At 60.1% G+C, this 25,391-nt stretch carries 25 protein-coding genes; 9 read left to right on the top strand and 16 right to left on the bottom strand.

Going from position 1 to position 25,391, the window contains the following annotated elements:
• Nucleotides 1-2: 2 nt before the first annotated feature.
• Nucleotides 3-968, bottom strand: a complete 966-nt coding sequence (locus tag ABH922_RS26475) for an NAD(P)H-dependent flavin oxidoreductase (protein WP_424809998.1) — start codon at nt 966-968, stop codon at nt 3-5.
• A gap of 106 nt (nt 969-1,074) precedes the next feature.
• Nucleotides 1,075-2,049 carry a PDR/VanB family oxidoreductase gene (locus ABH922_RS26470; RefSeq protein ID WP_424809997.1) on the bottom strand — a complete coding sequence of 325 codons (975 nt, stop codon included), beginning with the start codon at nt 2,047-2,049 and terminating at the stop codon, nt 1,075-1,077.
• 419 nt (nt 2,050-2,468) lie between these two features.
• On the opposite strand from ABH922_RS26470, the gene ABH922_RS26465 reads away from it, so the two are divergent.
• Nucleotides 2,469-3,203 carry a hypothetical protein gene (locus ABH922_RS26465; protein WP_424809996.1) on the top strand — a complete coding sequence of 245 codons (735 nt, stop codon included), beginning with the start codon at nt 2,469-2,471 and terminating at the stop codon, nt 3,201-3,203.
• 138 nt (nt 3,204-3,341) lie between these two features.
• On the opposite strand, the gene ABH922_RS26460 is transcribed toward ABH922_RS26465, so the two are convergent.
• Nucleotides 3,342-4,433 (bottom strand): CaiB/BaiF CoA transferase family protein, encoded by a 1,092-nt coding sequence (locus ABH922_RS26460; protein ID WP_424809995.1) that lies wholly within the window; start codon nt 4,431-4,433, stop codon nt 3,342-3,344.
• 148 nt (nt 4,434-4,581) lie between these two features.
• On the bottom strand, nt 4,582-5,625 hold the full coding sequence (locus ABH922_RS26455; protein WP_424809994.1) for a WD40/YVTN/BNR-like repeat-containing protein: 1,044 nt from the start codon (nt 5,623-5,625) through the stop codon (nt 4,582-4,584).
• 208 nt (nt 5,626-5,833) lie between these two features.
• On the opposite strand from ABH922_RS26455, the gene ABH922_RS26450 reads away from it, so the two are divergent.
• A complete protein-coding gene (locus ABH922_RS26450) occupies nt 5,834-6,949 on the top strand; it encodes an acyl-CoA dehydrogenase family protein (protein WP_424809993.1) in 1,116 nt (371 codons plus the stop codon).
• Nucleotides 6,950-7,312: 363 nt separating this feature from the next.
• Here ABH922_RS26450 and ABH922_RS26445 read toward each other — a convergent pair whose 3' ends face one another.
• The 3 genes from ABH922_RS26445 to ABH922_RS26435 are packed head-to-tail and all read right to left on the bottom strand — an operon-like array spanning nt 7,313 to nt 9,938.
• A complete protein-coding gene (locus ABH922_RS26445; protein ID WP_424809992.1) occupies nt 7,313-8,260 on the bottom strand; it encodes an SDR family NAD(P)-dependent oxidoreductase in 948 nt (315 codons plus the stop codon).
• A 48-nt stretch (nt 8,261-8,308) separates the two neighbouring features.
• Complete coding sequence (locus ABH922_RS26440) at nt 8,309-9,514, bottom strand: thiolase family protein (protein ID WP_424809991.1); 1,206 nt, start codon at nt 9,512-9,514, stop codon at nt 8,309-8,311.
• A gap of 10 nt (nt 9,515-9,524) precedes the next feature.
• Complete coding sequence (locus ABH922_RS26435) at nt 9,525-9,938, bottom strand: Zn-ribbon domain-containing OB-fold protein (protein ID WP_424809990.1); 414 nt, start codon at nt 9,936-9,938, stop codon at nt 9,525-9,527.
• A 298-nt stretch (nt 9,939-10,236) separates the two neighbouring features.
• Here ABH922_RS26435 and ABH922_RS26430 point away from each other — a divergent pair, with 298 nt between their 5' ends.
• The gene (locus tag ABH922_RS26430) at nt 10,237-11,418 is read left to right on the top strand and encodes an acyl-CoA dehydrogenase family protein (RefSeq protein WP_424809989.1); all 1,182 of its coding nucleotides are present in this window, start codon (nt 10,237-10,239) and stop codon (nt 11,416-11,418) included.
• Between the two features lie 117 nt (nt 11,419-11,535).
• Nucleotides 11,536-11,877, top strand: a complete 342-nt coding sequence (locus ABH922_RS26425) for a putative quinol monooxygenase (protein WP_424809988.1) — start codon at nt 11,536-11,538, stop codon at nt 11,875-11,877.
• A 16-nt stretch (nt 11,878-11,893) separates the two neighbouring features.
• Here the strand turns inward: ABH922_RS26425 and ABH922_RS26420 are convergent, their stop codons facing one another.
• Nucleotides 11,894-12,151, bottom strand: a complete 258-nt coding sequence (locus tag ABH922_RS26420; RefSeq protein WP_424809987.1) for a muconolactone Delta-isomerase family protein — start codon at nt 12,149-12,151, stop codon at nt 11,894-11,896.
• 171 nt (nt 12,152-12,322) lie between these two features.
• Between ABH922_RS26420 and ABH922_RS26415 the strand changes: the two genes are divergently transcribed.
• Nucleotides 12,323-13,129 carry an enoyl-CoA hydratase/isomerase family protein gene (locus ABH922_RS26415; RefSeq protein WP_424809986.1) on the top strand — a complete coding sequence of 269 codons (807 nt, stop codon included), beginning with the start codon at nt 12,323-12,325 and terminating at the stop codon, nt 13,127-13,129.
• Nucleotides 13,130-13,324: 195 nt separating this feature from the next.
• Here the strand turns inward: ABH922_RS26415 and ABH922_RS26410 are convergent, their stop codons facing one another.
• The gene (locus ABH922_RS26410; RefSeq protein ID WP_424809985.1) at nt 13,325-14,950 is read right to left on the bottom strand and encodes a class I adenylate-forming enzyme family protein; all 1,626 of its coding nucleotides are present in this window, start codon (nt 14,948-14,950) and stop codon (nt 13,325-13,327) included.
• 55 nt (nt 14,951-15,005) lie between these two features.
• Entirely contained in the window at nt 15,006-16,229 is a 1,224-nt protein-coding gene (locus tag ABH922_RS26405; protein WP_424809984.1) for an acyl-CoA dehydrogenase family protein, read from the bottom strand.
• A gap of 159 nt (nt 16,230-16,388) precedes the next feature.
• On the opposite strand from ABH922_RS26405, the gene ABH922_RS26400 reads away from it, so the two are divergent.
• Nucleotides 16,389-17,555 (top strand): CaiB/BaiF CoA transferase family protein, encoded by a 1,167-nt coding sequence (locus ABH922_RS26400; protein ID WP_424809983.1) that lies wholly within the window; start codon nt 16,389-16,391, stop codon nt 17,553-17,555.
• Between the two features lie 117 nt (nt 17,556-17,672).
• Here ABH922_RS26400 and ABH922_RS26395 read toward each other — a convergent pair whose 3' ends face one another.
• From ABH922_RS26395 to ABH922_RS26385, 3 genes are all read right to left on the bottom strand, one after another.
• Nucleotides 17,673-18,302 (bottom strand): TetR/AcrR family transcriptional regulator, encoded by a 630-nt coding sequence (locus tag ABH922_RS26395; protein ID WP_424809982.1) that lies wholly within the window; start codon nt 18,300-18,302, stop codon nt 17,673-17,675.
• Nucleotides 18,303-18,360: 58 nt separating this feature from the next.
• On the bottom strand, nt 18,361-19,149 hold the full coding sequence (locus ABH922_RS26390; RefSeq protein ID WP_424809981.1) for an enoyl-CoA hydratase-related protein: 789 nt from the start codon (nt 19,147-19,149) through the stop codon (nt 18,361-18,363).
• A 130-nt stretch (nt 19,150-19,279) separates the two neighbouring features.
• Entirely contained in the window at nt 19,280-19,924 is a 645-nt protein-coding gene (locus ABH922_RS26385) for a TetR/AcrR family transcriptional regulator (RefSeq protein WP_424809980.1), read from the bottom strand.
• A 313-nt stretch (nt 19,925-20,237) separates the two neighbouring features.
• Here ABH922_RS26385 and ABH922_RS26380 point away from each other — a divergent pair, with 313 nt between their 5' ends.
• The 3 genes from ABH922_RS26380 to ABH922_RS26370 all read left to right on the top strand — a co-directional run bounded on the left by ABH922_RS26380 (nt 20,238) and on the right by ABH922_RS26370 (nt 23,401).
• Entirely contained in the window at nt 20,238-21,404 is a 1,167-nt protein-coding gene (locus ABH922_RS26380; protein WP_424809979.1) for an FAS1-like dehydratase domain-containing protein, read from the top strand.
• A gap of 288 nt (nt 21,405-21,692) precedes the next feature.
• Nucleotides 21,693-22,520, top strand: coding sequence for an SDR family NAD(P)-dependent oxidoreductase (locus tag ABH922_RS26375; RefSeq protein WP_424809978.1), 828 nt, complete (start codon nt 21,693-21,695; stop codon nt 22,518-22,520).
• Nucleotides 22,521-22,564: 44 nt separating this feature from the next.
• Complete coding sequence (locus ABH922_RS26370; RefSeq protein WP_424809977.1) at nt 22,565-23,401, top strand: mycofactocin-coupled SDR family oxidoreductase; 837 nt, start codon at nt 22,565-22,567, stop codon at nt 23,399-23,401.
• Here the strand turns inward: ABH922_RS26370 and ABH922_RS26365 are convergent.
• The 3 genes from ABH922_RS26365 to ABH922_RS26355 form a co-directional block, all read right to left on the bottom strand.
• On the bottom strand, nt 23,384-23,518 hold the full coding sequence (locus ABH922_RS26365; RefSeq protein WP_424809976.1) for a hypothetical protein: 135 nt from the start codon (nt 23,516-23,518) through the stop codon (nt 23,384-23,386). The two genes, ABH922_RS26370 and ABH922_RS26365, sit on opposite strands and share 18 nt — an antisense overlap.
• Before the next feature lie 105 nt (nt 23,519-23,623).
• Entirely contained in the window at nt 23,624-24,145 is a 522-nt protein-coding gene (locus ABH922_RS26360) for a VOC family protein (protein WP_424809975.1), read from the bottom strand.
• Between the two features lie 109 nt (nt 24,146-24,254).
• Nucleotides 24,255-25,358, bottom strand: coding sequence for an ABC transporter permease (locus ABH922_RS26355; protein ID WP_424809974.1), 1,104 nt, complete (start codon nt 25,356-25,358; stop codon nt 24,255-24,257).
• Nucleotides 25,359-25,391: the final 33 nt, after the last annotated feature.

Genomic DNA, 25,391 nt, shown 5'->3' with positions numbered 1-25,391 from the left:
CGTTACGCCGAGAACGGCACCGAAGAACGGGCCTGTCGGTACTGCTCGGCCAAACGGTCCACCATCACAGCAGCCGGCGCGATGTCGTTGACTACACCGATGCCTTGCCCGGCGCCCCAGATATCGCGCCACGGCTTCGAATCCACGCCTTCGGCGTCGGTGAAGCTCATCGCCGACGGATCTGAAATCGGCAGGCTCTCCGGATTCAGTCCAGCAGCAGTGATACTGCCGCGGAGGTAGTTACCGTGCACCCCGGTGAACAGATTGGAGTAGACGATGTCTGCGGCCTCGGACTCGACGATCATCTGCTTGTACCGATCTTCAGCGGTGGCTTCTTCAGCGGCGATGAACGCCGAGCCTACATAAGCGAGATCAGCGCCCATCACCTGAGCTGCGAGAACCGCCCTGCCGTGCGCGATGGCCCCACCGAGGACGACCGGGCCGTCGAACCATGCCCGGATCTCCTGCACCAGAGCGAAGGGCGATTGGACGCCGGCATGCCCGCCCGCGCCTGCGGCAACGGCGATCAGCCCGTCGGCGCCCTTGTCGATCGCCTTGTGCGCGAAAACGTTGTTGACCACGTCGTGAAGTACGATCCCACCGTAGGAATGGACTGCGTCGTTGACTTCGGTGCGCGCACCCAGTGATGTGATGACGATCGGAACGCGATTGTCGACAATAGTCGAAAGGTCAACGTCCAGACGGTCATTCGTCTTGTGGACAATAAGGTTCACTGCATACGGACTCGCGCCAGTCGGAACCCCGCCCGCATCTCGTATTTCGAGGGATTCCGAAATTTCGGCCAGCCAGTCCGCGAGCATCGATTGCGGCCGGGCATTGAGCGAGGGAAAAGATCCGATGATTCCCGCCCGTGACTGCGCGATCACCAATTCAGGACCCGACACTATGAACATCGGGGATGCCAGCACCGGGACTCGCAGTCCGGTCAAGATAGGCGGAAGGTTCACTCGTACACTCCTTGGGTTTGTCGTGGGATACCGACGAACAAGACCTCGCCGGCCTCTCGGAAATCCGATCGGTCACGAAACAAGGGCTCGTCGGCCCGACACGGGGTTACAGATCGAGGATCAATTTCCTCGTCTTGGACCTGCCGACACAGATCATCATCGTCGTGTTCGACTCACGTTCTTCCTCGGACAACAGACTGTCGTTGTGCTCGGGCCTACCGCCGAGAACCTTTGTCTCGCACGCTCCGCAGATACCTTGCTCACACGAGAAGTCGACGTCGCCGATAGTATCGAGTACTACATCGAGGATGGACTTGTCCGGCGGTACTGCAATAGTCACACCCGAGCGGCGGAGCTCCACCTCGAACGCGGTTCGCGGCGAGTCGACCACATCGGGGGCGACGAATCGCTCGATGTGCAGGGTGACGTCGTCACGAAGCGATTCGACCGCAGACTCGACCGCAGCGAGCATCGGACTCGGACCGCAGCAATAGATCGCGGCGCCTGCTGGGGCATTACGGATCAACTCGTCTATGTCGGGTAGGCCCGAGACGTCCTGCGGAACAGGCACTACTCGCGTACCACCGAGCTCGGTCAGCTCGTCCAGGAAGGGCATGTGATCGGCTGTGCGCCCACCATAGACCAACGTCCAATCTCGTTGCGCCGATTCAACTTCACGGATCATGGCTGAGATAGGAGTGATGCCGATACCGCCGGCGACGAACAGATAGTTCGCCGCATCGCCCATCGGGAAGTGATTGCGAGGGCCACGTATCGTCAACAGTTGTCCGGTAGCGATGGAGTCGCACACCTCCACCGAACCTCCTCGACCGGACGGCTGTCTCTGCACTGCAACGACATAGGCGTCAGGGTTTCCCGCGTCGCCACAGAGCGAATACTGACGAATGCGTCCGGACGGCAGTATCAGGTCTATGTGAGCTCCGACAGTCCATGGAATCAGCGCACTGCGCTCGGGAGAGCGCAACTCCAGTTGTACGACGTCCGCCGCCACCTCGACCCGACGCGTGACCACCAGTTCCATGTCCGCTTCTCGGCCCCCCGCCGGATTCGGGTCGTTCATGACAGTTCTCCAAACGTCGAAGTCTGCGAGACCGGCGAATCGATCTGCACATCTTGTACAGTGGGCACTATACACTCACGGATCCCCCGAGTAGCAAGGCGCGCGCGCCCCGGTCGGCGCGGAGTCGGCGTCCCGCGCTCAGTCCAGTCACGTTGAGCGACAATGCGTCATCGTCGAATTGTCACACTCGAGAGCGCTTCCCGGAATTGCCGGCATCGGGATCGCCACCGCCGTTTCGGGCCCCCTTGGCCATAACCACCCTGCGACACACAAATAAAGGTAGTATTTACTTCGATGCATTTTTCGGGTAGCCGCGGGACGCTGCGACTCCCGTTCACCGCGGGCGGCGTGATCGACCGGTCACTACCGCCGGGATGCACTCTGTACCGTACGAACTACTTCTCTAAGTGGAGGCTGCCGTGAAGTTTGTTACTTTCGAAGACGCTGTTCGTGTCCGCGAGGATGCCCACGGATTCGACAGCCACGTGTTCTTCGGCGATCGAAAGCACGAGGGGCCGGGGCCTCAGATCTACATGAATGCAGTCGATCCCGGCGTCAAACTCGCTGCGCATTTTCATCGAATCGACCAGTTTCAGGTGTTCTTCGGCGGTGACGAGTCGGTCTTTCAACGGCGCCCCATCCCGGCCGTTTTCGTTCACTACACCGATGCCTACTCTTCGTACGGCCCCTTTTCCGCATCGCCTGACGCTTCTCTGCTGTACGCAACGATTCGCGCGCGATCGGACAACTACGGCGGCATCATGCCCGGGGCCAGGAAGGAACGCCCACACGGCGGGGGTCGACAGATGTCCGCCGAAGTCCACGATTGGTCGACAACGTCTCTGCCGAGTCAGGGTGGCCATGAGATTCGGGAAGTCTTTACTGCCGAATCCGACGGATTGGCAGCCGAACTCGTCCGACTCGGACCGAACACCGCATACACACCGTCCCCCGCCGACGGTACCGCCGGCCGCACATTCTGCGTGTTGGATGGATCGTTGAACACTGCAGGAAGCGAATTCGGACCGCGATCCATCGGATGGCAGGGACGGGAGGAGGCACCCGTGCCGATACAGTCCGGTGACGAAGGCTGCAGCATACTTCTTCTCGACTTCCCCTGGCCTCCCACCGGCCTGGGGAAGTCAGAAGCGTAACCGCCTGCCGCCGCACTGGACGTGCGGTCTCCGAAGAACCGCCTCGACCCGCGTCTGCCGGGCCAGAACGCCGTCACGACGAGAAATTATCGTGACGGCGTTCTGCCGGCCGTAACCGTCTGTCAAGGCCGGTGGAAGTCAGTCGCCCCAGAGCGTTCGCGGATCGGTCGCCGTACGTACCGGTGGTGAGGGCTGCGACGTCACGGTACGCGAGAAACGAGGTGCGACCGCAGCCTGGGTCACTCCGTCCAGCGAGATGAGATTCCCTCGAGACTTCATGTGCGCGTTGTCCGGCGCTTCGCTCCACTCGAGGACCGGGGTGGTGCAGGCATCGGTACCGTCGAAAATCTCAGTCCATTGGTCGCGAGTTCTGGTCTTGAATATTTCCGCGAAACGACGTTTGGTGGCCGGCCAATGAGCCTTGTCCATTTGACGCGGCAAAGACGGATCGTCGATGATCCCGATACCACGGAGTAGCTCTTTGTAGAACGCCGGCTCGATGGCGCCGACCGACATGTACTTGCCGTCCGATGTCTCGTACACCTCGTAGAACGGCGCCCCACTGTCGAGGAGATTCGACCCGCGTTCGTCCTGCCAGACACCGTTGCCACGAAATGACCACATCATTTGGGCGAGGACGTTTGCTCCGTCGACCATGGCAGCGTCGACCGTCTGCCCCAGACCCGACCTTTCCCGTTCGAACAGTGCAGATACAACTCCCAGGACGAGGAACATCGAACCTCCGCCGAAATCTCCGAAGAGATTCAGAGGGGGCACCGGCGTCTCGTCTGCTCGTCCGACGGCATGCAGGAGTCCGGTCAGCGAGATGTAGTTGATGTCGTGGCCGGCGGTATGGGCCAGCGGCCCGTCCTGACCCCAACCAGTCATTCTGCCGTAGACCGCACGCGGGTTCACTGCTCGTACGTCGTCGGGTCCGAACCCCAGTCGTTCGGTCACTCCCGGCCGGTATCCTTCGAGCACGACGTCTGCCTTGACGATGAGGTCGATGATCGCTCGTTTGTCGTCGGCGTCCTTCAGATCCGCTTGAACCACTGTTCGGTTTCGCAGTAGCTGATCGGCTACCTGACCTTCTTTGGGCAACTGCCCCGGGCGTTCGATCCGAATGACGTCGGCGCCCAAGTCCCCCAGGATCATTGCCGCATGTGGGCACGGTCCTATACCCGCAAACTCCACAACTCTGATTCCGTGTAGCGGTCCGGTTGTCGTCAACGCCCTCACCTTGTTCGAGTTCCGATACTTCCCAACGCCGCGGCATCCAGTTAGCTGCCGGGCACCTGTTCACAGCACACAGGTCCGGCTCGAACAGGTCGTACCCATGTTCGAGCCGGACAGCACAGCACCTTCGGCTGTGGATATGTCAACGTGCGGTGATGCACACACCGCGGATCTCGCCGAACTCGCGCTCGACCTGAATCCAGCTCTGTCCGCCGTCCCGCGTAGTGAGGACCTGGCCGAACAACGTGACTGCAACGGCTATGTTCGGGTCGAGCGGGTGCGAGCCGATCTTCCAGACCACCGAGCGAAGGATCGGGCTGACCGGCTTCCAGTTCAATCCCCCGTCCTCACTCCGCACGATACCGCCGCGCGCCCCGTGATCCGGGGGTCGGAAACCCACACCCGCCACTACGACGGACGGGTCGGCACCGTTCACGGCAAGGCTTCTGGTGTAGAAAACCGACGAGTCGTAGTCACCCTGGACGGGGTAGCGGCTGCATCGCCAGGTGGCACCGGTGTCCTCGGACGCGAAGAACCCTATGGGTGTCGCGACGTAGATCGTTCGAATGCCGTCTATGGAGCTACCGACAGACACATCGTGGATATCGATGTGTCGCTCTTCTTTCCATACTTCTCCTGGTCCGACGAGAGACTCACCACCCGCGAGTTGTAGTCGCTTCCAGGTGTCGCCGCCGTCGGTACTGTGAAAGAGGCCGTCGATTTCCACAGATACCCAGATCTCGCCCGGGATGTCGGTGAAGTGAATGTTTGTGACGCGAGTGAATCCGATACTGCACGTCTCCGCGATACCCACCGGTAGCTGCTGCCACGACTTGCCGTCGTCCACGCTACGGAACACCCCGCCCGGGCGCGTGCCGGCAAAGATCGACGACGGATTGTGTGGATCTACGGCCAACTCCCACACTTGACGCCCAGGAGCTGCAACAGCTGTGTAACTGTAGGTTTCACCATGATCGTCACTTCGAGCCACTACGTCCTCGGCGTGCTCCGAATCAATCGACGTCCAGACCACGTCCGGTCTCGTCGATGCAACCGCTACCGACCGCGCGCAAAGCTCGTACGGGTACTTGGGATTGTCGCAATGCGACAGAATCCACGTCTGCCCAGCATCGTGACTGGTCCACAAACCAGCGCCCGTCGTGGCCAAACAAATCGAGTATGACATTCGATGATCCCTATCTGTCGATCGCGAAGCTGCCAGACCTTGCATGTGATGTGCGTCCCATGATAGCCCTGTTCTTAGCGCAAGTAAATGCTATACAATTTTGGAGTGCGCCGGTGGTGCACTTCGAGACCGGCACCTCGTCGTATCTCTCGGGCTATGAGGCGCCGAATCGTGCTCAGTGATTAAATCGCAACTGGCGGAGGGCCGCGTGAAATTCACATTCAGTGCAGAACAAGACGAGCTGCGCGCCACAGTGCATCGCTTTCTCGATCTGAAATCGCCGGAAGCGGAAGTGCGGCGATTGATGGAAACCCCGCAGGGGTACGACGCCGACGTATGGAAACAGATCTCCGAACAGCTGGGCCTGGTGGGTTTGGCCGTACCCGAAGAGTTCGGCGGATCGGGATTCGGTTACGCCGAACAGACCATCGTCTTCGAAGAGATGGGCCGAGCGTTGTTCTGCGGCCCCTATTTCTCGACCGTCGCATTGGCTGTCAACCTGTTGCTCAACAGCGACGACAACGCTGCCAAGGCAAAATACCTACCCGCGCTGGCCGGCGGTGAAAAACTCGCGACCGTCGCACTCGCCGAGAAGTCAGGGCTCTGGGATCAGAGCGGGGTCAACATGCACGCGACTTCGACTGACGGACAATGGATTCTCGACGGCGAGAAACTCTACGTACTCGACGGTACCGTCGCCGATCTGATCCTCGTGGCAGCCCGGACAGCTGCCGGCATTTCGGTCTTCGCCGTGGAATCCGGCGCATCCGGATTAGAAGTCGAAGCCTTGTCGACGATGGATCAGACCCGCAAGCAGGCTCGAGTTCAATTCGAGTCGACACCCGCGGAGTTGATCGGCACCGACGGTCAGGGCTGGACCTACATTTCCAAGATGCTCGATCTCGCTGCCATCGCGTTGGCGGCCGAACAGGTCGGTGGGGCGCAGTTCGTCTTGGACCTGGCTGTCGACTATGCCAAGACTCGGGTGCAGTTCGGAAAGCCGATCGGAAGTTTCCAAGCGATAAAGCACAAATGTGCCGATCTGCTCCTGGAAGTGGAGTCGGCGCGGTCGGCCGCGTACTACGGCGGTTGGGCGGCGGACGACAACAGCGAGGAAGTCCCGGTCGTGGCCAGCCTCGCCAAAGCGTACTGCTCAGAGGCATATTTGCATGCCGCGTCGGAGAACATCCAAATTCACGGCGGTATCGGATTCACCTGGGAACACCCGGCCCATCTTTATTTCAAGCGGGCCAAGAGCAGCGAGTTACTGTTCGGCGATCCCGTCTATCACCGCGAACTGCTCGCCCAAAGAATCGGAATCTGATCGCTACTGCTTCGCGCACCGGAACTGTGTGCGAAGCAGTAGTTCCGGCGGAAAATCGACGGAACCAGTTCGTGCGGAACGACAACGAAGCGCCGAGATCGAGTGCATCCACTCGATCTCGGCGTTAGTCGTCTGCATGTCCTGTTGTCCGAAAACTATGTGGGCATGACACTATTGAGAACCCGTGAGAGATTCTGCGGACATGCCGACAGGTCCCGGCGAACGAATTCGTCGGGACCTGTCGGCGTGCCGATCGCAGGGCCGGCGGTCGGCCGAGACGATTCGGCACAAGGGCTGCAGCTCGGTTGAGCCGACCCTCCCGCGGTGGACTACCCCGAGATGCCTCCGATCATGCTCTTCTTGCTAACTTCCCTGCTTCGGCAGCCGTGCGTATCCACGCGGTCCCTCGTAGGAATTAGAACCGATCTCCTTGAAGAGACCGGCCTGCTCGGCGACGAGTTCCTCGACCGACCATTTTCCGTCTTTCACGATCAGATCGCCTACCTGAGGCAGCTTGACGTGGGCGACGATCCCGCCGTAGACGATGAAGGTCTGGCCGGTGATCTCAGAGGCCGCATCCGTTCCGAGGAAGGTCACGAACGGTGCGATGTTCGACGGATCCATCGCGTCGAATCCTTCGACGATGTCCTTGAACTCGCCGGCCCGGTTCGATCCTTCGAACGTCGTGGTGGTCAGCCGTGTTCGCGCACGGGGTGCGATGGCGTTGACGGTTACCCCGTACTTGGCGGTCTCCTTTGCCACCGCGAGCGTCAGGGACACGATTCCCAACTTGGCCGCACTGTAGTTACTCTGACCGACGTTACCGAACAGTCCGGATTCACTCGTGGTGTTGACGATCGCACGGTGCTTGGTGATTCCCGCTTTGCTCTGCTCGCGCCAATGCGCGGTGAGTGCACGAGTCGGCAGGTAGTGACCGAGGATGTGGACGTCGATGACCGACGACCATTCGCCCGGCTCCGAACTGAAGATCATGCTGTCGCGCAAGATCCCGGCATTGTTGACCAGGATGTCCACATCGCCGTACGTGTCGAGCGCCTGCTTCACCAGGTGCTCCGCCCCGGAAGCGGTAGCGACGTTGTCGAAGTTGGGTGACGCCTCTCCACCGAGTTCGCGGATCTCCGCAGCTACTTGGGCGGCAGGCGCCTGATCGGCGCCGGCTCCCTGCCAGTCACCACCCATGTCGTTCACGACGACCTTCGCACCCTGCGCCGCCAGCGAGAGTGCTTCTTCACGCCCGATACCACGTCCGGCGCCGGTGACGATTGCAACTTTTCCGTCCAACAATCCCATGATTCGATTTCTCCGCTTCTCGTTGTTGCAATGATTCGAATACGCTGGCTACGTTGCCGAACGCTCGAGGATGTGAATGCCGCACGCAGATCCCAGCCCGATCACATGAGCTAATCCGACACGCGCTCCGTCGATTTGGCGCTTTCCGGCTTCACCTCGCAGATGTGTGGCGACCTCGTACAAACCGGCGACACCGGTTGCCCCGATCGGATGCCCCTTGGAAATGAGGCCGCCGGACACGTTCACCGGTGTCGTTCCGTCACGGGTAGGCGCACCCGAATCGATGAACTCTCCAGCCCCGCCTTCGTCGCAGAGACGAAGGTTGTCGTAGTGAACGAGTTCCGCCGTCGCGAAGCAGTCGTGCAACTCCACGAGGTCCAGGTCGGCCGGTCCCACGCCGGCAAGGGCGTAGGCCTGATCCACGGCACGCCGGGTCAGAGTGTTGATGTCGGGCATCGCATGGCTGGTCGGAGTGTACGGATCGGTGGACAGCACCGACGCCGAGATCTTCACACTCCGATCACGGATCGCTTTGTCCAACTGCTGACGCTTCTTGTCCGACATCAGTACCAGTGCTGCCGCACCGTCGCCGGTGGGGCAACACATCAGCACGCTGTTCGGGTACGAGATCATCTCCGCGGACATGATCTCTTCAAGCTCGTATGCCTTCTGGTACTGCGCCAGTGGATTCAACGTGGAGTGTCGGTGGTTCTTTTCCGCAACCTTGGCGAATTGCTTGAAGGTCACATCGTGCTGACGTGCGTAGTCCATGCCCGCTTGAGCGAAGACGCCCGGCATCAATCCGGTTCCGAGGATGCCTTCGGTTCCCATGACGGCTCCGAAGCGACCACCCGGCTCGTACACCTTCCGATCGGATCTGGCTTTTGCCCCGGCGCCGAGCATGCCCATCTTGCCCATCTTCTCGACACCGACCACCAGTGCGACATCAACCTCACCGGCCTGGATTGCCAAGTGGGCAAGACGAATCGCCGTCGCTCCGGTAGCACAGGCGTTGAAGACGTTGTACGCCTCGATGCCGGTCTGACCGATTTGCTTCTGAATCCGCTGCGCCACCATGCCGTTGGACTCGTACGCATTTCCGACCGCGAAGATCTCGATCTCCTGCATGGTGACATCCGCATCCGCCAGTGCCGCCAGTGCCGCGTCGGATCCGAGATCGATGAGATCACGGTCTCGATGCCGACCGAAAGGCGTCATCGCGGCGCCGACGATCCAAGTAGGGGTATTGCTCATCACGAATTCCTCACTGTTCCTGCTCGAAGCCGAATGCGACGGCATCAGTGCCGTCGTCATCGGTGCCCACAACAAATGTCGTCAACCGCACTCGGCCGCCGAGCTTCACGAAATCCGGATCCGGTTCCACACCGACTAGATTGGCTTTGATCACACCGCCGCCGTCGAGATCCACCACAGCCGAGATGTACGGTGCCGGAACCTTCGGGGCGGCGCGATGCACGATGGTGAAGGAGCGCAGAAATCCGGTTCGTTCGAGATCTTTACTCTCGAATGCCCGCGCTCCACATCGAGCACACGCGTTCCTTCTGTCGAAGAACAGAGCGTTGCATTCGACGCAACGATTCGCTTTGAGATGAGGCGGCTTGCCGGCCTCGAGGACAAGGTAGTCAACCATGGGGATCTGCGCTGGAGGAGACGTCATAGTTGGTCAGCATACTTCGATAGTAAGTACTGCACAACCATATTGAATATGCGAGCGAAGACACCGAATCGGTTGCAGCCTTTACCGAGTCGGCGTGAATTCAGTCGAGCCTGAAGTCTCGACTCCCCCGAATGCGAGTCGACATCCTTCGCCTAGATCCGGCCCCACCTGCCATTTACCACGATCCCGCAGTTCAATCGTCATCAAGTGTTATAGTGTTTACTTCATAATAGTGAACAGCAAAAAGTATCACTGCCTACCCGTGAATCGAGAGCGAGTTATGGTGACCCCGGATGATTTGGACCTTGGACTAGTCGCTCAATCCTTCCGCGGTGAAATCCGCCAGTGGCTGTCGGAAAACACTCCAGCCGGCCTGATCGACGTGGATCCGGAGTCCGCGACCCCCGCCCAGACCGTCGAGCTGGAAAAATGGGCGGATCAGCTGTACCGCGCCGGCTACATGGGCATCACCTGGCCGAAGGAGTACGGTGGCCGCGGACTGTCCGTGGTCGAGGTCTCCGTCATGAACGAAGAGTTCGATCGTGCCCGCGTTGCCCGAATGACCCGCGGCGTCGGAGAATGGCTGGTTGCACCTGCAATTCTCAAGTGGGGCAGTGAATCCCAAAAAAAGCGACTACTGCCCCGCATTCTGGACGGGTCCGATGTGTACTGCCAGGGCTTCTCCGAGCCGGGAGCCGGTTCGGACCTGGCGGCACTGAGCACCGTCGGCCGCGTCGAGGGAGACGATGTGGTGATCACCGGGCAAAAGCTCTGGACATCTGGTGCCACCAGAGCCAACATGCTGTTCTGCCTGTGCCGAACCGATCCCTCGGCACCTCGTCACCGCGGAATCACGTACGTACTCGTACCGATGCGTCTGGCCGATGGCAGTTCCAACGCGATGGAACTCAATCCGATCCGGCAGATGACCGGTGAAGCCGACTTCACCGCTACATTTCTCGACGGAGCGCGGGCCCCACTGGACAACGTGATCGGCGGGCTCAACAACGGCTGGCAAGTGACGATGACAACCCTCGGCAGCGAGCGAGGTGGCAGCGTGACCACTCAGCACGTGCCGTTCGCCAGGGAGTTCTGGCAAGCTGTCGAGATCGCCCGCAAGACGGGCGCCGCCGAGGACTCGCGAGTGCGCCAGCAACTCGCCTGGGCATTCACTCAGGTCGAGATCATGCGCTATCAAGGGCTCGCCACTCTGGGCGACGTACTGACCGGCAAAGAGTCCGACGCCCGCGCCTCCGTCAACAAGATGTTCTGGTCCGAGTATTCACAGGCATTCCTCGACCGGGTTGCGAACATTCGCGGAGCAGAGGCGATGTTGCTACCGGCGCAGCCTTCCGACAGCTACGAACCCGACAGTTGGACCCGCAACATGCTCCAAAGTCGATCGAGCACCATTTGGGGCGGGACGGCCGAAGTGCAACGTAACATCGTTGCCGAACGGGTACTCGGACTACCTCGTTAGACACGGATCGAACTACACCGGCACCGGCTCCGAAGCTTTCGACCACTACAGCGGATCCCCCGATACTCTCGACTGCGTTGTCGATTACGCAACCGCCCATCATCTACGGAGGAAACCGTGGCCCATCACCCTGATGCATTCGTGACCTTGACCCGTGTCTCGGTGGAGCTCTCTCATCGAGACGCGGTCTTGCAAATTCTGCGCGAGATCGTCGCACTCGACGCGGAAGAACCCGGAACTCTCGTTCAGACCGTCCAGGTCGACTCCACCAGACCCGGCGACATCTGGTTGTACGAGTTGTGGGCCAGCAAAGCCGCCCTGGATCTTCACCGGGAAAACGGTTCGACACTTCGGACGCGGCTGGCGCCACTCGTATCGGCACCGTTCGAAGTAGTCAGCTGCGAACCACTTTTCGGCCACGGACTCGATCTCGAAGCTCTGGTCCACGGCAGCAGTTAGACCTCGCGCCTGCTCGTCAGAGAACCTGGCGAACTTCGAAGATGTCGACCGTCATCGCTCCGTGGACGTAGAACGGTAGCCGCTCGATCGCCTCTCGCGCAGCGGCTTCGTCCTCGGCCTCCAGCACCGTCAACGACGAAGCACCGTCAACGCGAGCATAGACACGATCGATCATCCCCGACCGATACAGCTCTTCGACCGCTGCGGTCTCCGCCTCCTGGATCGGTGCTCGATCGACACGGGGGTTCGGTATTGCGACGACTACGAACTTCACGGCGCGGTCTCCTTGAATTCTCGGGGACATTCACATTCGGGCCGGGCAGGCGACGCCGGACGATTGACGCCCGCATAACACCCGTACGCGACTCATTTGTAGGATAGCATTTACTTCACTATATTCAGCTGACATTGGTTCTGCATCATCCCCACCACTCGAGGAGACTCGATGACCGCTCCTGCCACACAGAAAATCGCCGTATCTCGGGATCCAGACAACCTCTCGGTTGTCACCGTGACTTTGAACAACCCCGAGAGGAAAAACGCGGTGAGTTGGCCTATGTGGCAACAGCTCCTCACCGACCTCCACGAGATCGAAGCCGATCCTGACATCCGGGTGGTGATCGTGACCGGAGCAGGCGGATCGTTCTGCTCGGGGGCAGACATGTCCAGTCAACCACCTCGCATGCATCCACTGGCACAGATGGATTCGATCAACAACGTAGTTCTGGCCCTGCACCGGCTTTCCAAGATCACCGTGGCCAAGGTCGATGGTGACGCTATCGGAGCAGGCCTCAATCTGGCGCTGGCCTGTGACGTCATGATTGCCAGCGATCGAAGCCGGTTCTCCGAGATATTCGTTCAGCGAGGGCTGTCGATCGACTTCGGTGGATCATGGATACTGCCCCGATTGATCGGCATGCATCGCGCCAAAGAACTCTGCTTGACCGGCGATATCATCAATGCCGAGGAGGCCGCCGAGATCGGACTGACCGGCCGTGTCGTCCCCGCGGACGACATCGACACGGCAACAGAAACCCTGATTCGCCGACTGCTCCGTGGAGCCCCCGTGGCACAGTTTCTGACCAAACGGCTACTCAACGAAGGTCTGCACTCAACCCTCGAACAGGCAGTTAACCACGAAGCCATGGCCCAGGTGGACAATCTCGGCTCATCCGATGCCGTGGAGGCACGGAACGCCTTCCTCGAGCGGCGAGCACCACAGTTCACCGGTCGGTGGCCTGGACGCGCCTGAACAGCACCTCGCGGTCAGATGATCATCAGGGCGTCGGCCTCGGTATACACCGAGGCCGACGCCCTTCGCGTTGTGAGCGAAAAGACCGAGAAACCGGAAAACCCACGGCGCTTCGCCGTGGGTTTTCCGATCTACTTCGACTCCACCGGTCGTCTCGAACGAGTCAGCCCGTCGACCACAGGTCGTCTGAGACGATCACGACTCGATCTCCGCCGCCCACTCGTCACGAAGTACCCGCTTGACCACCTTTCCAGTGGCATTCTGAGGGAGGGGAGACTGCCTCAACTGCCAACGAGTCGGTACCTCGAAATACGCAAGTTTCTCCCGCGCGAAAGCGGCCAGCTCGTCAACACTGACCTGGGATCCCTTGTCCAGAACGAGAATCGCTCCGACTTCCTCACCCAGATGCGGATGCGGAAGGCCGACCACAGCGGCCTCACGGACATCGGGATGCTCGAGCAGCCTGTTCTCGACGTGCGGAGTGGCGATGTTCTCACCACCTCGTATGACGATGTCCTTACTACGGTCGGTGACATACAGATAGCCGTCGTCGTCGAGCCAACCGACGTCGCCGGTCCGAAGCCATCGATCGGCTGTGATCGGATCGTTGGCAGCCCGCTCGCCGTTGCCGGACCAGTAGCGAAGCATCACCGATGGGCTCCGCACCATGATTTCACCGTGCCCGTTCTCGTCCGGATCGTCGATTCGCACGGTGACGATCTTCAGCGGCTTCCCCACCGTTCCCGGACGGTTGAGCAGCTCGTCACCGACTCCCGTCGCCAGAACCCCTCCGGCCTCGCTCAACCCGTAGGTCACTGCTACCCCACGCGACGCATTCGGGAACCAGTGCGGCACTCGGGACCGCAACTGCATACCTACCGGAGATCCGCCGAGTCCGACCGTCCGAAGCATGGAGAGCGGCTCGTGGTCCACCTCTTCGAGGTGGTCCATCACCCGACTGACCATGGTCGGAACGGTGGACCAGACCGTGATGTTCTCGTCCTCGATCAACCGCACCACCGTCGCCGGATCGAACCGACCCTCGGTGAACACGAGAGTTCCGCCGGCGAGCATCGGCGTGATGATCTGTTGTAGCCCACCGACGTGGAAGAGCGGGATGCTCAACATCGCTTTGCTGCTGCGCGGCAGGTCCGCTCCGGATTCCGGCAGCCTACGGGTCAGCAACGCCAAGCTCTGCAACGTTGCCAGTATCCCCCGGTGAGAGAGCACAGCACCCTTGGGCAACCCGGTGGTGCCGGAGGTGAACAGCACTACCGCAGGATCGTCTTCCTGCATGACCGGACGAGCGTAGGTTGCGGCGGGCTCGGGATCCGCAACCGCCGCCTCGATGACCTCGAAACCGACCTTCGCCTGGGTGAGACCGATCTTCTCGGTGCGCGGTTCGTCGGTGATCACCAGGGCAGGACTGACCGTCCGTAGCGCGTGCTCGACCTCCCCTTGACTCCACCAGGCATTTCCCAGAACTACGATTCCGCCGAGTTCCATTATTGCCCAATAGGATACAACCCATTCAATCGAGTTGGCGCCGAACAACATGATACGGTCGCCTGCCCGAACGCCGTGGCCCTGCAACAGTGCCGCAACCCTCTTCACCGCAGCTTCGTGCGCGTCGAACGACAACCTCCGATCTCCGTGGACCAGATACTCGCGTTCCCCGAATCTGCGGCCGTCGAGTAACAGGTCGCCCAGGTGTCGTCGCCGCTTCACAAAGCTCGAACAGGGATGCCCGAGAATGTCGATCTCCTCGACGCTACTGCCCCAGACCTCGTCGATCGCGTTGCTGCTGTCAGTGGTAGTCACATCGATAGTATAGTGGGTATTCACTTACGTTTCAAGGAAATCCCGAGGCGCCGCACTACCGAGGTAGGCCGAGAACCCTCTCGGCGAGGATATTGCGCTGAACCTCGTCCGTCCCGCCTCCGATCCGCAGCCCCGGCTGCCCGAGAACGAGTTCGGACCACATGTACGTGCCGACCTCGCCGGAATCGGCAATCAGCCGCGGCCCGAGCGCAAGCGAGACCAAACGGCTCACTGCCGCCAGGTTGTTCGTGAGTGCAAGTTTGCCGATCGACATCTCCGGGCCCGGTCGCTGGCCTGCTCGTAGCTTGGCTTCGCTCCGCAATCGCGTCATCTTCGACACGGCCAGTGACGTATGCAGTCGCATCAACTCGTCACGGACCGCATCGTCGCCGAGTCGACCAAATCGATTCAACAGCGCGGCAAGACGTTCCGTACTGAGGATGCCACTTCCGCCGGCAGCAGGTCCTCCGACTGCGGCCCGCTCGTTCATCAGCGTGGCGATCACGACGTCCCAGCCCTTGTCGACTTCACCCAAACGTAAATCGTCGGAGATACGAACGTCGTTGAGGAACACTTCGTTGAATGACGATCCACCCGTCATCTGACGAATCGGTCGCACGTCCACACCCTCCGCATCCATCGGTAGCGCGAAAGCAGTCAGATTGCGGTGCCGAGCATCCGGGTCGCCGGTCCGGCAAACCAGAAGCCCCAACGAACTCAGGTGCGCACCGGAACTCCAGATCTTCTGACCGTTGACAAGCCACTCGTCCCCGTCGCGGACCGCCCGAGTGGCAATGCTCGACAAATCGGAACCGGCACCGGGTTCACTGAATAGTTGGCAGGCCACGATGTCACCACGATAGAGAGACTGGAGATACTTCCTCCTGGCGACATCGGTACCGAACGCCAACAAAGTAGGCGCAACCATCCCCAGCCCGATGTCGTAAATACGTTGCGGCGCAATCTGATAATTTCTTTCGAGCTTCAGGTACGCACGTTCGTATGCCGGTGAGAGTCCGGCGCCGCCGAACTCGGTCGGACCGGCAGGCCAGCCGAATCCCGCGTCGAAACGTTCCTGCCGCCATGCCCGTGCAGCTCGGAGTTCTTCCGCCTCTTCGGCTGGACTCAGATCCGGAAAGAGTGCGACTCGCTCGGGCGCAGAATCGCGGCCGGCCGCGTTCACCGCCGCATGCCGCGGTGCCGCCTCCTCGAGAAACGTCTTCGCGGAGTGCAGGAACTCGTCCAATGCCACGGAATTGTCGATTGAAGTAGTCGTCATCGGTCACTTCTTCCTGTTCATCGTGTAAGTAAGTGATATACCATCTTTATAGTCCAGGCGACACCGTCGAACCACGCGCGACGACGGTACGGTCGTCGCGTCACTCGAATCGGGCGACTCGGCCGATCCTGGACGAATCACTGCAAGAAGGGACGGACCATGAGGCCATTGGATGGAGTTCACGTCGTCGATCTCTCAGTCGCCAGGGCAGGACCGGCAGCAGTTCGCCTGCTGACCGAGTGGGGCGCTTCGGTGGTCCGCGTGGAAATCCCCGGTGACGTCGGGGGCATCGCCGCCGACCACGACAGCTCCGACTACATCAATCTTCATTGCAACAAGGAACTGGTCACTCTCGATCTCAAAGATCCTCGAGGACGCGAAGTTCTGTTCCGACTACTCGAGAACGCCGATGTTCTCGTCGAGAACTTCCGACCGCCGGTCAAGGAACGACTCGGACTGGCATACGAGATGATCTCCGAGCAGTTCCCACGACTGGTGTACGCCAGCATCTCCGGCTTCGGGCAGGACGGGCCCCTCAGCAGCAAAGGGGCCGTCGACCAGATCATCCAAGGGATGGCCGGGCTCATGAGTATCACCGGCGAGCCGTCGTCTGCACCGACTCGCGCCGGGATCGCCATCGCGGACATGTCGGCGGGAAATATCCTCGCAAATGGGATCTTGTTGGCTCTGTTGGAACGTGAACGAAGCGGCAAGGGTCAGTGGGTGCAGACATCCCTGCTCGAAGCGTTGATCTCGATGCTCGATTTTCAAGCCGCTCGATGGACCGTCGACGAGGAATGTCCGACCAGGGTCGGCAACGATCATCCCACCATTTCACCCATGGGCACGTTCAATACCGCCGATGGGTACTTGAACATCGCGGCACCGAACGACCGGTTGTGGAAGAAGCTGTGTGAAGCCCTCGGCGAACCGGAACTTCTCGATGATCCGGACTATTCCACGGTCGCACTGCGCCATCAGAACAAAACACAACTCACCCGAGTGCTCGAGAACATCTTTCTCACACACACGCGCGAAGAGTTGGTGGCCAAACTCGACGAGGCCGGAGTTCCGTGCGGCCCGGTCAACACCGTCGCCGAGGCCTTCGCCGAGCCACAGGTGACCCATCTGGGCCTGGTCGCTTCTGTCAGCCACCCGGTCCGAGGGGATGTGAACGTGCTTCGCAGCCCTATCACCATGAGCAGAACGTCCGTGGTACCCAAGACGTCGTCTCCATTGGCCAGCGCCGATACCGACACAGTTCTCCAGCGTCTCGGGTACACCATGGATCAGGTGGAGAAGATGCGAGCCGACCAGGTCGTCTGACCGACAAGTCGATCCCGGATCCGACAATGCGAAGTTGCCGGCCCCTGCACGAGAAATCCCCGGTCGGGTCTCGATTCGAGCGAGACCTGACCGGGGACGTCCTGCGGCGTAAGCGGATCAGCTCTGGACAAGATCGCGTCTGATACCGCTGGTGAACAACAGTGTCAAACGCTCGGCCGCCTGCGGAAGGTCCATTCGGCGGTAACGGAGCATGATGTCGAGTCCGATTGCCCATTGCGCACCGAGAATGGCCCGACGAACGAGGTCTGATTCGAGGCCTCGTTCGGTCCATCCCATTCTATCCGCGATGAGTACCCCGATTTTGTCGAGAATCGGCTTCAGGGCGCGCTCGTACAGTTCCCGACCATTGCCCAGCTCCGAATACAAAGCGACGGCTTGCAGAGCTGCAGCTTCGCTGTAGAAGCGCAAGCACCGTTCGTTCACCGCATTCATGAACGCAATCGGCTCGTCGATCGTGTCGTAGTACCCCTGGATGTCGTACGCCAAGGCGGCAAAGCCGCTGCGCAGCGGTTCGACTACCGAAACCTCGTACATTTCCTCTTTCGACGACAGATGCCGGTAGAGGAACGCTTCGGTGACACCGGCACGTTCGGCGATCTCCTTGGTGCGGGCGCCGCTGAACCCTTGCTCGACGAAAACCTCGCCGGCGGCGGCGATGATCTTCTTTCGCCGTTCCGCAGCCGACAGACGTCCTTGCTTCGGTCGCGGCGTTGGTGTAGTAGTCACTCCCCGACTCTATCAGGTCACGCGAAAAACGCTCGTCGATCCGTCATCCCGAAATCCTTCACCTACCGGTGAAATGCGGAGCGCGCCTTTCGAAAAACGCTGTACGCCCCTCGACGAAGTCCTCGGAGTTCATGCACACTCGAACGCTCTCCTCGAGTCGGCGTACATCCCGCTCCGCTGCACAGTTTCGAATTTCGCGCAGGGCTATTTTCGTCGATTTCACCGCCAGTGGTGCATTCTCGGCTATTGTTCCGGCGATCTCGTCGACCGTCCGATGCAACGATTCGTCGTCGACGACGCGGTTGACCAGGCCGAACTCGAACGCCTCGGCGCCGTCGATGCGTCTGGCGGTGAAGAGCAACTCCGCTGCCCGCGCGCTCCCCACCAGCGATGCCAGAGGTTCGATCCCGGGGAATGCCAACCCAATTCGTGCCGCAGGGATTCCCAAGGTGCTCGTTTCGGCTGCATAACGCAGGTCGGTCGCCAGGGCCAATTCCAAACCTCCTCCCAGACAAGCCCCTTCGATCAGCGCAATGGTAGGGACGGAGGTATCACGTACCGATGCCAACATATTCGCATAGGCAGATTCGATCGAGTTGCTTTCCTCTGCGCCCGCACCGGCGAACGCCGTGAGATCCGCACCGGCGGCAAAAGCTCGACCACCTGCGCCGCGAAAAACGATCACTCTCGTGGAGCCATCGGCATGGATCTGCTGGAGAACCTGAACGATCCCATCCATCATGGAGCGGGACAGTGCATTTCGCCGTTCAGGATTGTTCAGCACTATTGTTGCCACCCCACGAGAGGTGGTCGCGATCAATTGGTCGGTCCCGGAGTCGAATTTCATCGCCGCCCTCGAAGTGAATGAATGCCCGACACTGCGCATGGGCACGCGTACATGACCCACGTCATTGTATAGCAATCACTACATCAAAATACGGGAACCCCGGATTGTGGCGCGACCGGCACGCTACGCCTCACCCCTGCGGTCGAACAACGCCGACCGCGAACATCTTCGTCACCTGTTTCGCCACGTACGGAACGTCGACTTTCTTGTTTTCCAGCAGATGCTCCAGAGCGATGGTCAGATGGATACCGATCATCGAATCGACGAACATGTCGAGCTCGATGGCCTTCGCCGGATAACCCGTGATGTCCGGGATCACAAGTTCGAGCACGCCTCGCAACCGCGGAAACAGATAGTCCACGTAGAACTGACTGTTGGTCGACGCCTCCGACAACAGCGCGGCGGCCACCAAGGGGGCTATTTCGACCATGCACTCCAGTAGCAGCTCGTGCGATCGCTGAAGTACTTCGACTCGCGGTACATCGCTGCGTTCGGCAAGTTCACGAGTCTCGTCACGGAGCGTGGCGATCAATCGATTGAGTGGCTCGTCGATCGCGAGTTGAAAAATTTCGTCCTTGGAGTGGAAATGTCGGTACAGATACGCCTCGGTGATACCTGCACGCTCAGCGATGTCGCGCGAACGCGCCCCGTTCACACCCTGTTCGACGAATACTTCGCGAGCGCTGGCAATGATCTGCGCCCGCCGTTCGTCGGCATTCAGTCGCGTCTTCACTTCAGGCTTACTCGACGACGATTTACCAGCGGTTCGTGCCATTACTCGATGGTAACACCCGCTCGGCAATCGGACATCGACGTTGAGGCGAAGTGACTGATTGCCATACGACCGCATCCACACGGACAGCAGGCATTCGAGTTCAGTCGACCATTGTTGAAAGCATTTGCCGAAGTAAGCACTTGACATTATTTGCGAATCCGCGCATTCTCGCAACAGAGACGGAGTACTGCTCGCCCATGAAAAACCGGGGCAGCAGGCCAGGGACAGCAGATCTGACACGCGGACCGGATCACCCTCTCGCTGATCAACATCCCGACAATTCCCAAGCAGAACAACCGAAATGGAGACAACGATGTCGCAGTCAGTCGTCGACCTCGAAGCCGATAGCGGCGAAGAGAGGTTCGCAAAAATTACCGACAGTGCGCTGGACAGCTTGCGCAGCCTCATCGGAGTTCCGATCGCGAATACCGTCGAACCGTGGTGCTACGAGGCGACGCGTGACAACATTCGCCACTACGCGCACGGAATAGGTGACGACAACCCGCTGTGGTGCGACCCCCAGTATGCAGAACAGACCTCGTACGGCACCCTGGTGGCCCCACCCAGCTTCGCTTTCGCCCTCAGCCGGATTCTGTCGGGCTACGTCGGCGGCCTTCCCGGAGTTCACGCCATGTGGGCCGGCGCCGATCTCACCTGGCACAAGCCCATCCTGCGCGACACCAAGATTCAGGCAGCAGCCCATCTGAAAGACCTCGTCGAGCACGACACACGTTTCGCCGGCCGCGCTTTCCAGCAGATCTACCACGTCGAGCTCACCGATGAGAACGGCGACAAGCTGGTCTCGGGAGACTCCTGGTGCTTCCGTACCGAGCGGGACGCCGCACGCGAGCGCGGATCGAAGTATTCCGCACAGAAAGCTGCGGGCAAGACCCGCTACACAGAAGAAGACCTCGCAAAGATCTATGATCTGTACGAGAACGAGGTCGTCCGCGGAGCCGAGCCCCGCTACTACGAAGACGTACAGGTCGGCGAAGAACTTCCGGTCATGGGCAAGGGACCGATGACGGTAACCGGATTCATCGGGTTCGCCCAAGGTTGGGGCGGTCTGTACATTCGCGCGAACAAGCTGGCCTACAAGTTGATCAAGAATCACCCGGGGCTCGGCATCCCCAACGAGCTCGGCATCCCCGACGTTCCCGAGCGCGTCCACTGGGAAGAAGAACTTGCCCAGGACGTGGGCACCCCCGGCGCCTACGACTACGGCCCGGAGCGCTGCTCGTGGCTGACCCAGCACCTGACGAACTGGATGGGCGACAGCGGATTCCTCGCCCGTCACACGGCGCAGATCCGTCACCACAACATCGTCGGTGACGCGATCAGGATCACCGGTACCGTCACCGAGAAGTCGGTGGACGAGCAGGGGCGGAACACCGTCACCATCGAGCAGAAGGCACACAACCAGCACGGCGACACCTCCGCCATCGGCAAGGGCGTCGTAGTACTTCCGACGCGCAGCTAGCCCGGCCTCAGATCACCCGTCACCGGCAGGTGATCGCCGGCAGGTGATCGCCGGCAGCAAACGCGGCCACGCTGCCGGCGCCATGTCTCGACAGAGGGCGGGCAACGCTTCCTCCGAAGCTCGCCCGCCCTCGCTCATCCCGCGGTCCACGAAACCGCTGTCCGACCATCCGGAAACGCACGTCTGTGCCGCACTATCGAAGTATGGTTATCACTTACTAGATCAATTACTCTGATCACGCCTGGTCGACTGTCAGATATTGGATCTCTATGCGCAATGGAGCGAAGGATGAAGTTAAGGCAAGGGCAGGTTGCCGTCGTCACCGGCGGCGCCAGTGGCATCGGTTTGGCCCTGTGTGAAGAATTCTCCAAACGTGGTCTACACGTGGTCATCTCCGATATCGATGACGAGTCACTTGCGGCCGCAGCCGAACTCCTGTCGCCATATCCAGGGAAGGTGTTCACCTCGGTCGTCGATGTCACCGATGCCGCCGCTGTGGACCGACTCGCCGACGAGACCATCGAGAACTTCGGTCGTGTAGACGTGATCTGCAACAACGCGGGCACCGTCGGCAAGAACATGCCGATCTGGGAATTCGAACGCGTCGAGTGGGAATGGATCTTCGGCGTCGACCTGTGGGGCGTCATTCATGGGATCTCCTCATTCGTACCGCATCTCGTTGCTCAAGGGTCAGGTCATATCGTGAACACGGCATCCATGGCCGGGATCACCACCGTCCCACTCAACGGCCCGTACAACGCCGCCAAAGAGGCAGTCATGTCCATCTCGGACACACTCCTGGCCGATCTGCAGCAACGCGCTCCCGAGGTCGGGGTAACGGTCCTGTGCCCGGGACCGACGAAAACCCGACTGCTGACCGAAGGACCTCGGGACCGTCCCGATCACTTGAAAGCTGCACAGGACAACGGGATCGACCCGACGAAGAATCCCAATACCTTCGCCGGGTCCGGCGCCGAACTGTCTCTTCCCGAAGATGTTGCCCGGGTGACGCTCGAGGCAGTGGAGCGCAATCAATTCCTTCTTGCCCCGCACTCCGGGTCCAGGGACCGATTCGATCAGCGAATTCAGCGATGGCGCAACGATATAAGTGAATAGTTCAACAGCACCCTGATCTTACGAAGACTACGAAAGAGGACAAGATGGATCGGCTGGCAGGAAAAGTTGCGTTGATCAGCGGCGTAGCCCGTGGACAGGGCCGGTCACACGCCCTGCGGCTCGCGTCCGAAGGTGTTTCCATCATCGGGTTCGACGGATTGTGCACCTATGACACCGTCCCCTACAAACAAGCCACACAGGACGATCTCGACGAGACGGTCCGCCTGGTCGAAGAGGCCGGCGGCAAGATAGTCGTCGGACAAGCCGATGTCCGAGAACGCGATCAGATCGCTGCCGTCGTCGACGAGGGACTGTCGGCCTTCGGCAGTATCGACATAGTCCTGGCCAATGCCGGCATCGGCATCAATTCCGTTCCGTTCTGGGAAGTAACCCAGCAGGAGTGGGACGACGTGATCGGCGTATGCCTCACCGGCGTATGGCATACCGTCTCCGCGGCGATACCGTCCATGATCGAAGCGGGTAAGGGCGGATCGGTGATCATGACCAGTTCGGCCTCCGCGATCAAGGCAGCGCCACAGCTCAGCCCGTATATTGCCGCCAAGACGGGTGTCATCGGGATGATGCGCAGCATGGCCAACGATCTTTCCCGATACAAGATTCGCATCAACTGTGTTGCACCGACAGCGGTACCCACCGATTTCGTGTTGAACGATCGGCTTTACCAGATCTTCTGCCCCGACATCGAGAATCCGACAGTCGACGATGCCGCAAAGATCCTTCGGGGAATGCATCCGCTCGACGAACCCTGGATTCAGACCCAGGACATTTCCGCTGCCGTCGCCTACCTGGCTTCGGACGAGGCGCGTTACGTCACCGGAATCGTACTACCGGTCGACCTCGGCCTAGGTTTCGCCTGGTAGATCATCCGACTGGTCGTCATTGCCGACGTGATCGTCCATGTGGTTCATCTCCACATGGACGATCACGTCTTTGCGTCGACGATCCACCAGTGCGGCACGATCTACGTGATCCTGCACGACAAGGAGTCCGGGGCGCCACAGAGACGGGTCGCGAAGGCACTTCGGACACGCCAAAGGCCCTCTCCGCCAATTCAGTCGGAGAGGGCCGTGAGACGAGCTCGATCAGTGCTTGCCGATGATCACCGGATTGTCCAGAGATGCTGTCGCCTCACCTGCACGGATGTTGGAGGCAACGAGGTACTTTCCGGTCTCGACGATCTCGATGTTCTTGCCGTCGGGGTCCTTCAGAACCATGAATTTCGATCCCGCAACCGGGCCGGCGTGCGTAACCTGTGGGCGAGCGTTGATCTTGTATCCCAGCCGCGTCCACTCGTCGTAAGCGGCATCGATGTCTTCGACAGAGAAGCACGGATACGCGTATCCGACATCGTCCTGACGTCCGTCGTACGACTCGCGGCGGGCAGGGTGGAATTCGATGAGTTCGAAGATCACATCGCCCGCAGCCAGTAGCGCCACTCGCTGCTCGTGCTCGGGTAGTCCCAAAGCCTCGGCAGTCTGGTTGCCTGACTTGACTCGTAGTGCCATTCCGGTAACGATTCCGAACGCGTTCTCGAAGAATTCGAGGGTGCGTTCCAGGTTGCTGACCGTGATTCCGATGTGATGAAATTTGACGTTCACTGCCATGTTCGTACTCCATTTCCGGTCGATCATGTTCTGGACGTGTAGCTCGACGCTCGTTCGGGCGTAAAAACCAATTCTGGAGAAATCGAGACTTGACGGGAGCGAGTGGACCTCAACTACTGGCAGCAGGTCTGCCCAGTTTGGCTGCCACCCATCGGACCGGGCCACCTCCGTTGCGGGTCTGCCTGACAGCTTGGATACCGACTGCGATCAGGAGCGCGACTCCGTTGGCTACCTCGGTAACCCAGAAGGGCGCCCCACCCAGTTCAAGTCCTTTGACGACGATGGCGAGTGTATAGACCGCCAGTAGTGTTCCCCAGACGTTGTAGGTGCCGGGTTTGACCTGCGTGGAACCGAAGAACATCGCTGCGGCCGCAGGAAAGAGATACGACTGTCCGACCGCGAAATCTCCGGTGCCGACCCTCGATGCAACCAGGACACCGGCGATTCCGGCCAGGATTGCGCTGGCAACGAAGGACGAGAACACCAAGCGCTGAACCCGAACACCGGCCAAACGCGCCGCTTCCGTGTTCCCGCCGATTGCATACAGGTACCGTCCGAGTGGTGTGTGCCGCAGTACGTACCAGAGCACGATCGCGATACCGATCAAGTAGAAGAAGACGATCGATATTCCGAAGACGTCCGTCTGAGCAACGGACAGGAAGCTGGTGGGGAGCCCGAAGACCTGCTTCCCCTCGAATGCCGCTGTACCCACTGCCTCGATCATGGACATCGTCGCGATGGTCGCGATGACTGACTCTATTCGAATGACGGTGATGAGAACACCATTGAGCATTCCGATCACTGCGCACAACAGGAGGGCCACGACTATCGCAACGGGCCACGGTAAGCCACCGCTTGTCATCAACCAGGTCGAGGTCAGCGCGCTGACACCGACCATCACTCCGACCGTCAGGTCGAAGTTGTGCGTGGTGTAGGGAATCAGAAAGGCGAGCGCCACAATGGCAGTAACTGCCTGTTGATAGAGGATCGACTTCAACGTGGTCTCGGTGTAGAACAGATTTGGTATCCAGAACGCGAAAACGACAAGCGCGAAGATAGACACGTACAGCGCACTCACACGGGTGGGGCTGAGAGCGTGCGCGATCTTGGACACAAGAGTGGGCCCAACAGGATTCGAACTTTCCGGGGGGCTACCGACCGATGGAGAATCGGATGGTTCCGTGGCCGATTTGGTGGGCGTGGAATTGGTCATCGAAGCCTCGTTCGTTGTAGACAGCGGCGTGTT

Source organism: Rhodococcus sp. 27YEA15, from assembly GCF_049739425.1.
Classification (GTDB): domain Bacteria; phylum Actinomycetota; class Actinomycetes; order Mycobacteriales; family Mycobacteriaceae; genus Rhodococcus_F.
Note: the sequence above shows the minus strand (reverse complement) of the source record. Positions and strands in the feature narration are given on the sequence as shown.

Bases quoted from the DNA above. Each gene is read 5' to 3' on its own strand.
- ABH922_RS26470 (WP_424809997.1), bottom strand. From the start codon at position 2,049: ATGAACGACCCGAATCCGGCGGGGGGCCGAGAAGCGGACATGGAACTG.
- ABH922_RS26455 (WP_424809994.1), bottom strand. From the start codon at position 5,625: ATGTCATACTCGATTTGTTTGGCCACGACGGGCGCTGGTTTGTGGACC.
- ABH922_RS26445 (WP_424809992.1), bottom strand. From the start codon at position 8,260: ATGGGATTGTTGGACGGAAAAGTTGCAATCGTCACCGGCGCCGGACGT.
- ABH922_RS26440 (WP_424809991.1), bottom strand. From the start codon at position 9,514: ATGAGCAATACCCCTACTTGGATCGTCGGCGCCGCGATGACGCCTTTC.
- ABH922_RS26435 (WP_424809990.1), bottom strand. From the start codon at position 9,938: ATGACGTCTCCTCCAGCGCAGATCCCCATGGTTGACTACCTTGTCCTC.
- ABH922_RS26415 (WP_424809986.1), top strand. From the start codon at position 12,323: ATGACCGCTCCTGCCACACAGAAAATCGCCGTATCTCGGGATCCAGAC.
- ABH922_RS26405 (WP_424809984.1), bottom strand. From the start codon at position 16,229: ATGACGACTACTTCAATCGACAATTCCGTGGCATTGGACGAGTTCCTG.
- ABH922_RS26400 (WP_424809983.1), top strand. From the start codon at position 16,389: ATGAGGCCATTGGATGGAGTTCACGTCGTCGATCTCTCAGTCGCCAGG.
- ABH922_RS26390 (WP_424809981.1), bottom strand. From the start codon at position 19,149: ATGAAATTCGACTCCGGGACCGACCAATTGATCGCGACCACCTCTCGT.
- ABH922_RS26385 (WP_424809980.1), bottom strand. From the start codon at position 19,924: ATGGCACGAACCGCTGGTAAATCGTCGTCGAGTAAGCCTGAAGTGAAG.
- ABH922_RS26380 (WP_424809979.1), top strand. From the start codon at position 20,238: ATGTCGCAGTCAGTCGTCGACCTCGAAGCCGATAGCGGCGAAGAGAGG.
- ABH922_RS26375 (WP_424809978.1), top strand. From the start codon at position 21,693: ATGAAGTTAAGGCAAGGGCAGGTTGCCGTCGTCACCGGCGGCGCCAGT.
- ABH922_RS26370 (WP_424809977.1), top strand. From the start codon at position 22,565: ATGGATCGGCTGGCAGGAAAAGTTGCGTTGATCAGCGGCGTAGCCCGT.
- ABH922_RS26360 (WP_424809975.1), bottom strand. From the start codon at position 24,145: ATGGCAGTGAACGTCAAATTTCATCACATCGGAATCACGGTCAGCAAC.
- ABH922_RS26355 (WP_424809974.1), bottom strand. From the start codon at position 25,358: ATGACCAATTCCACGCCCACCAAATCGGCCACGGAACCATCCGATTCT.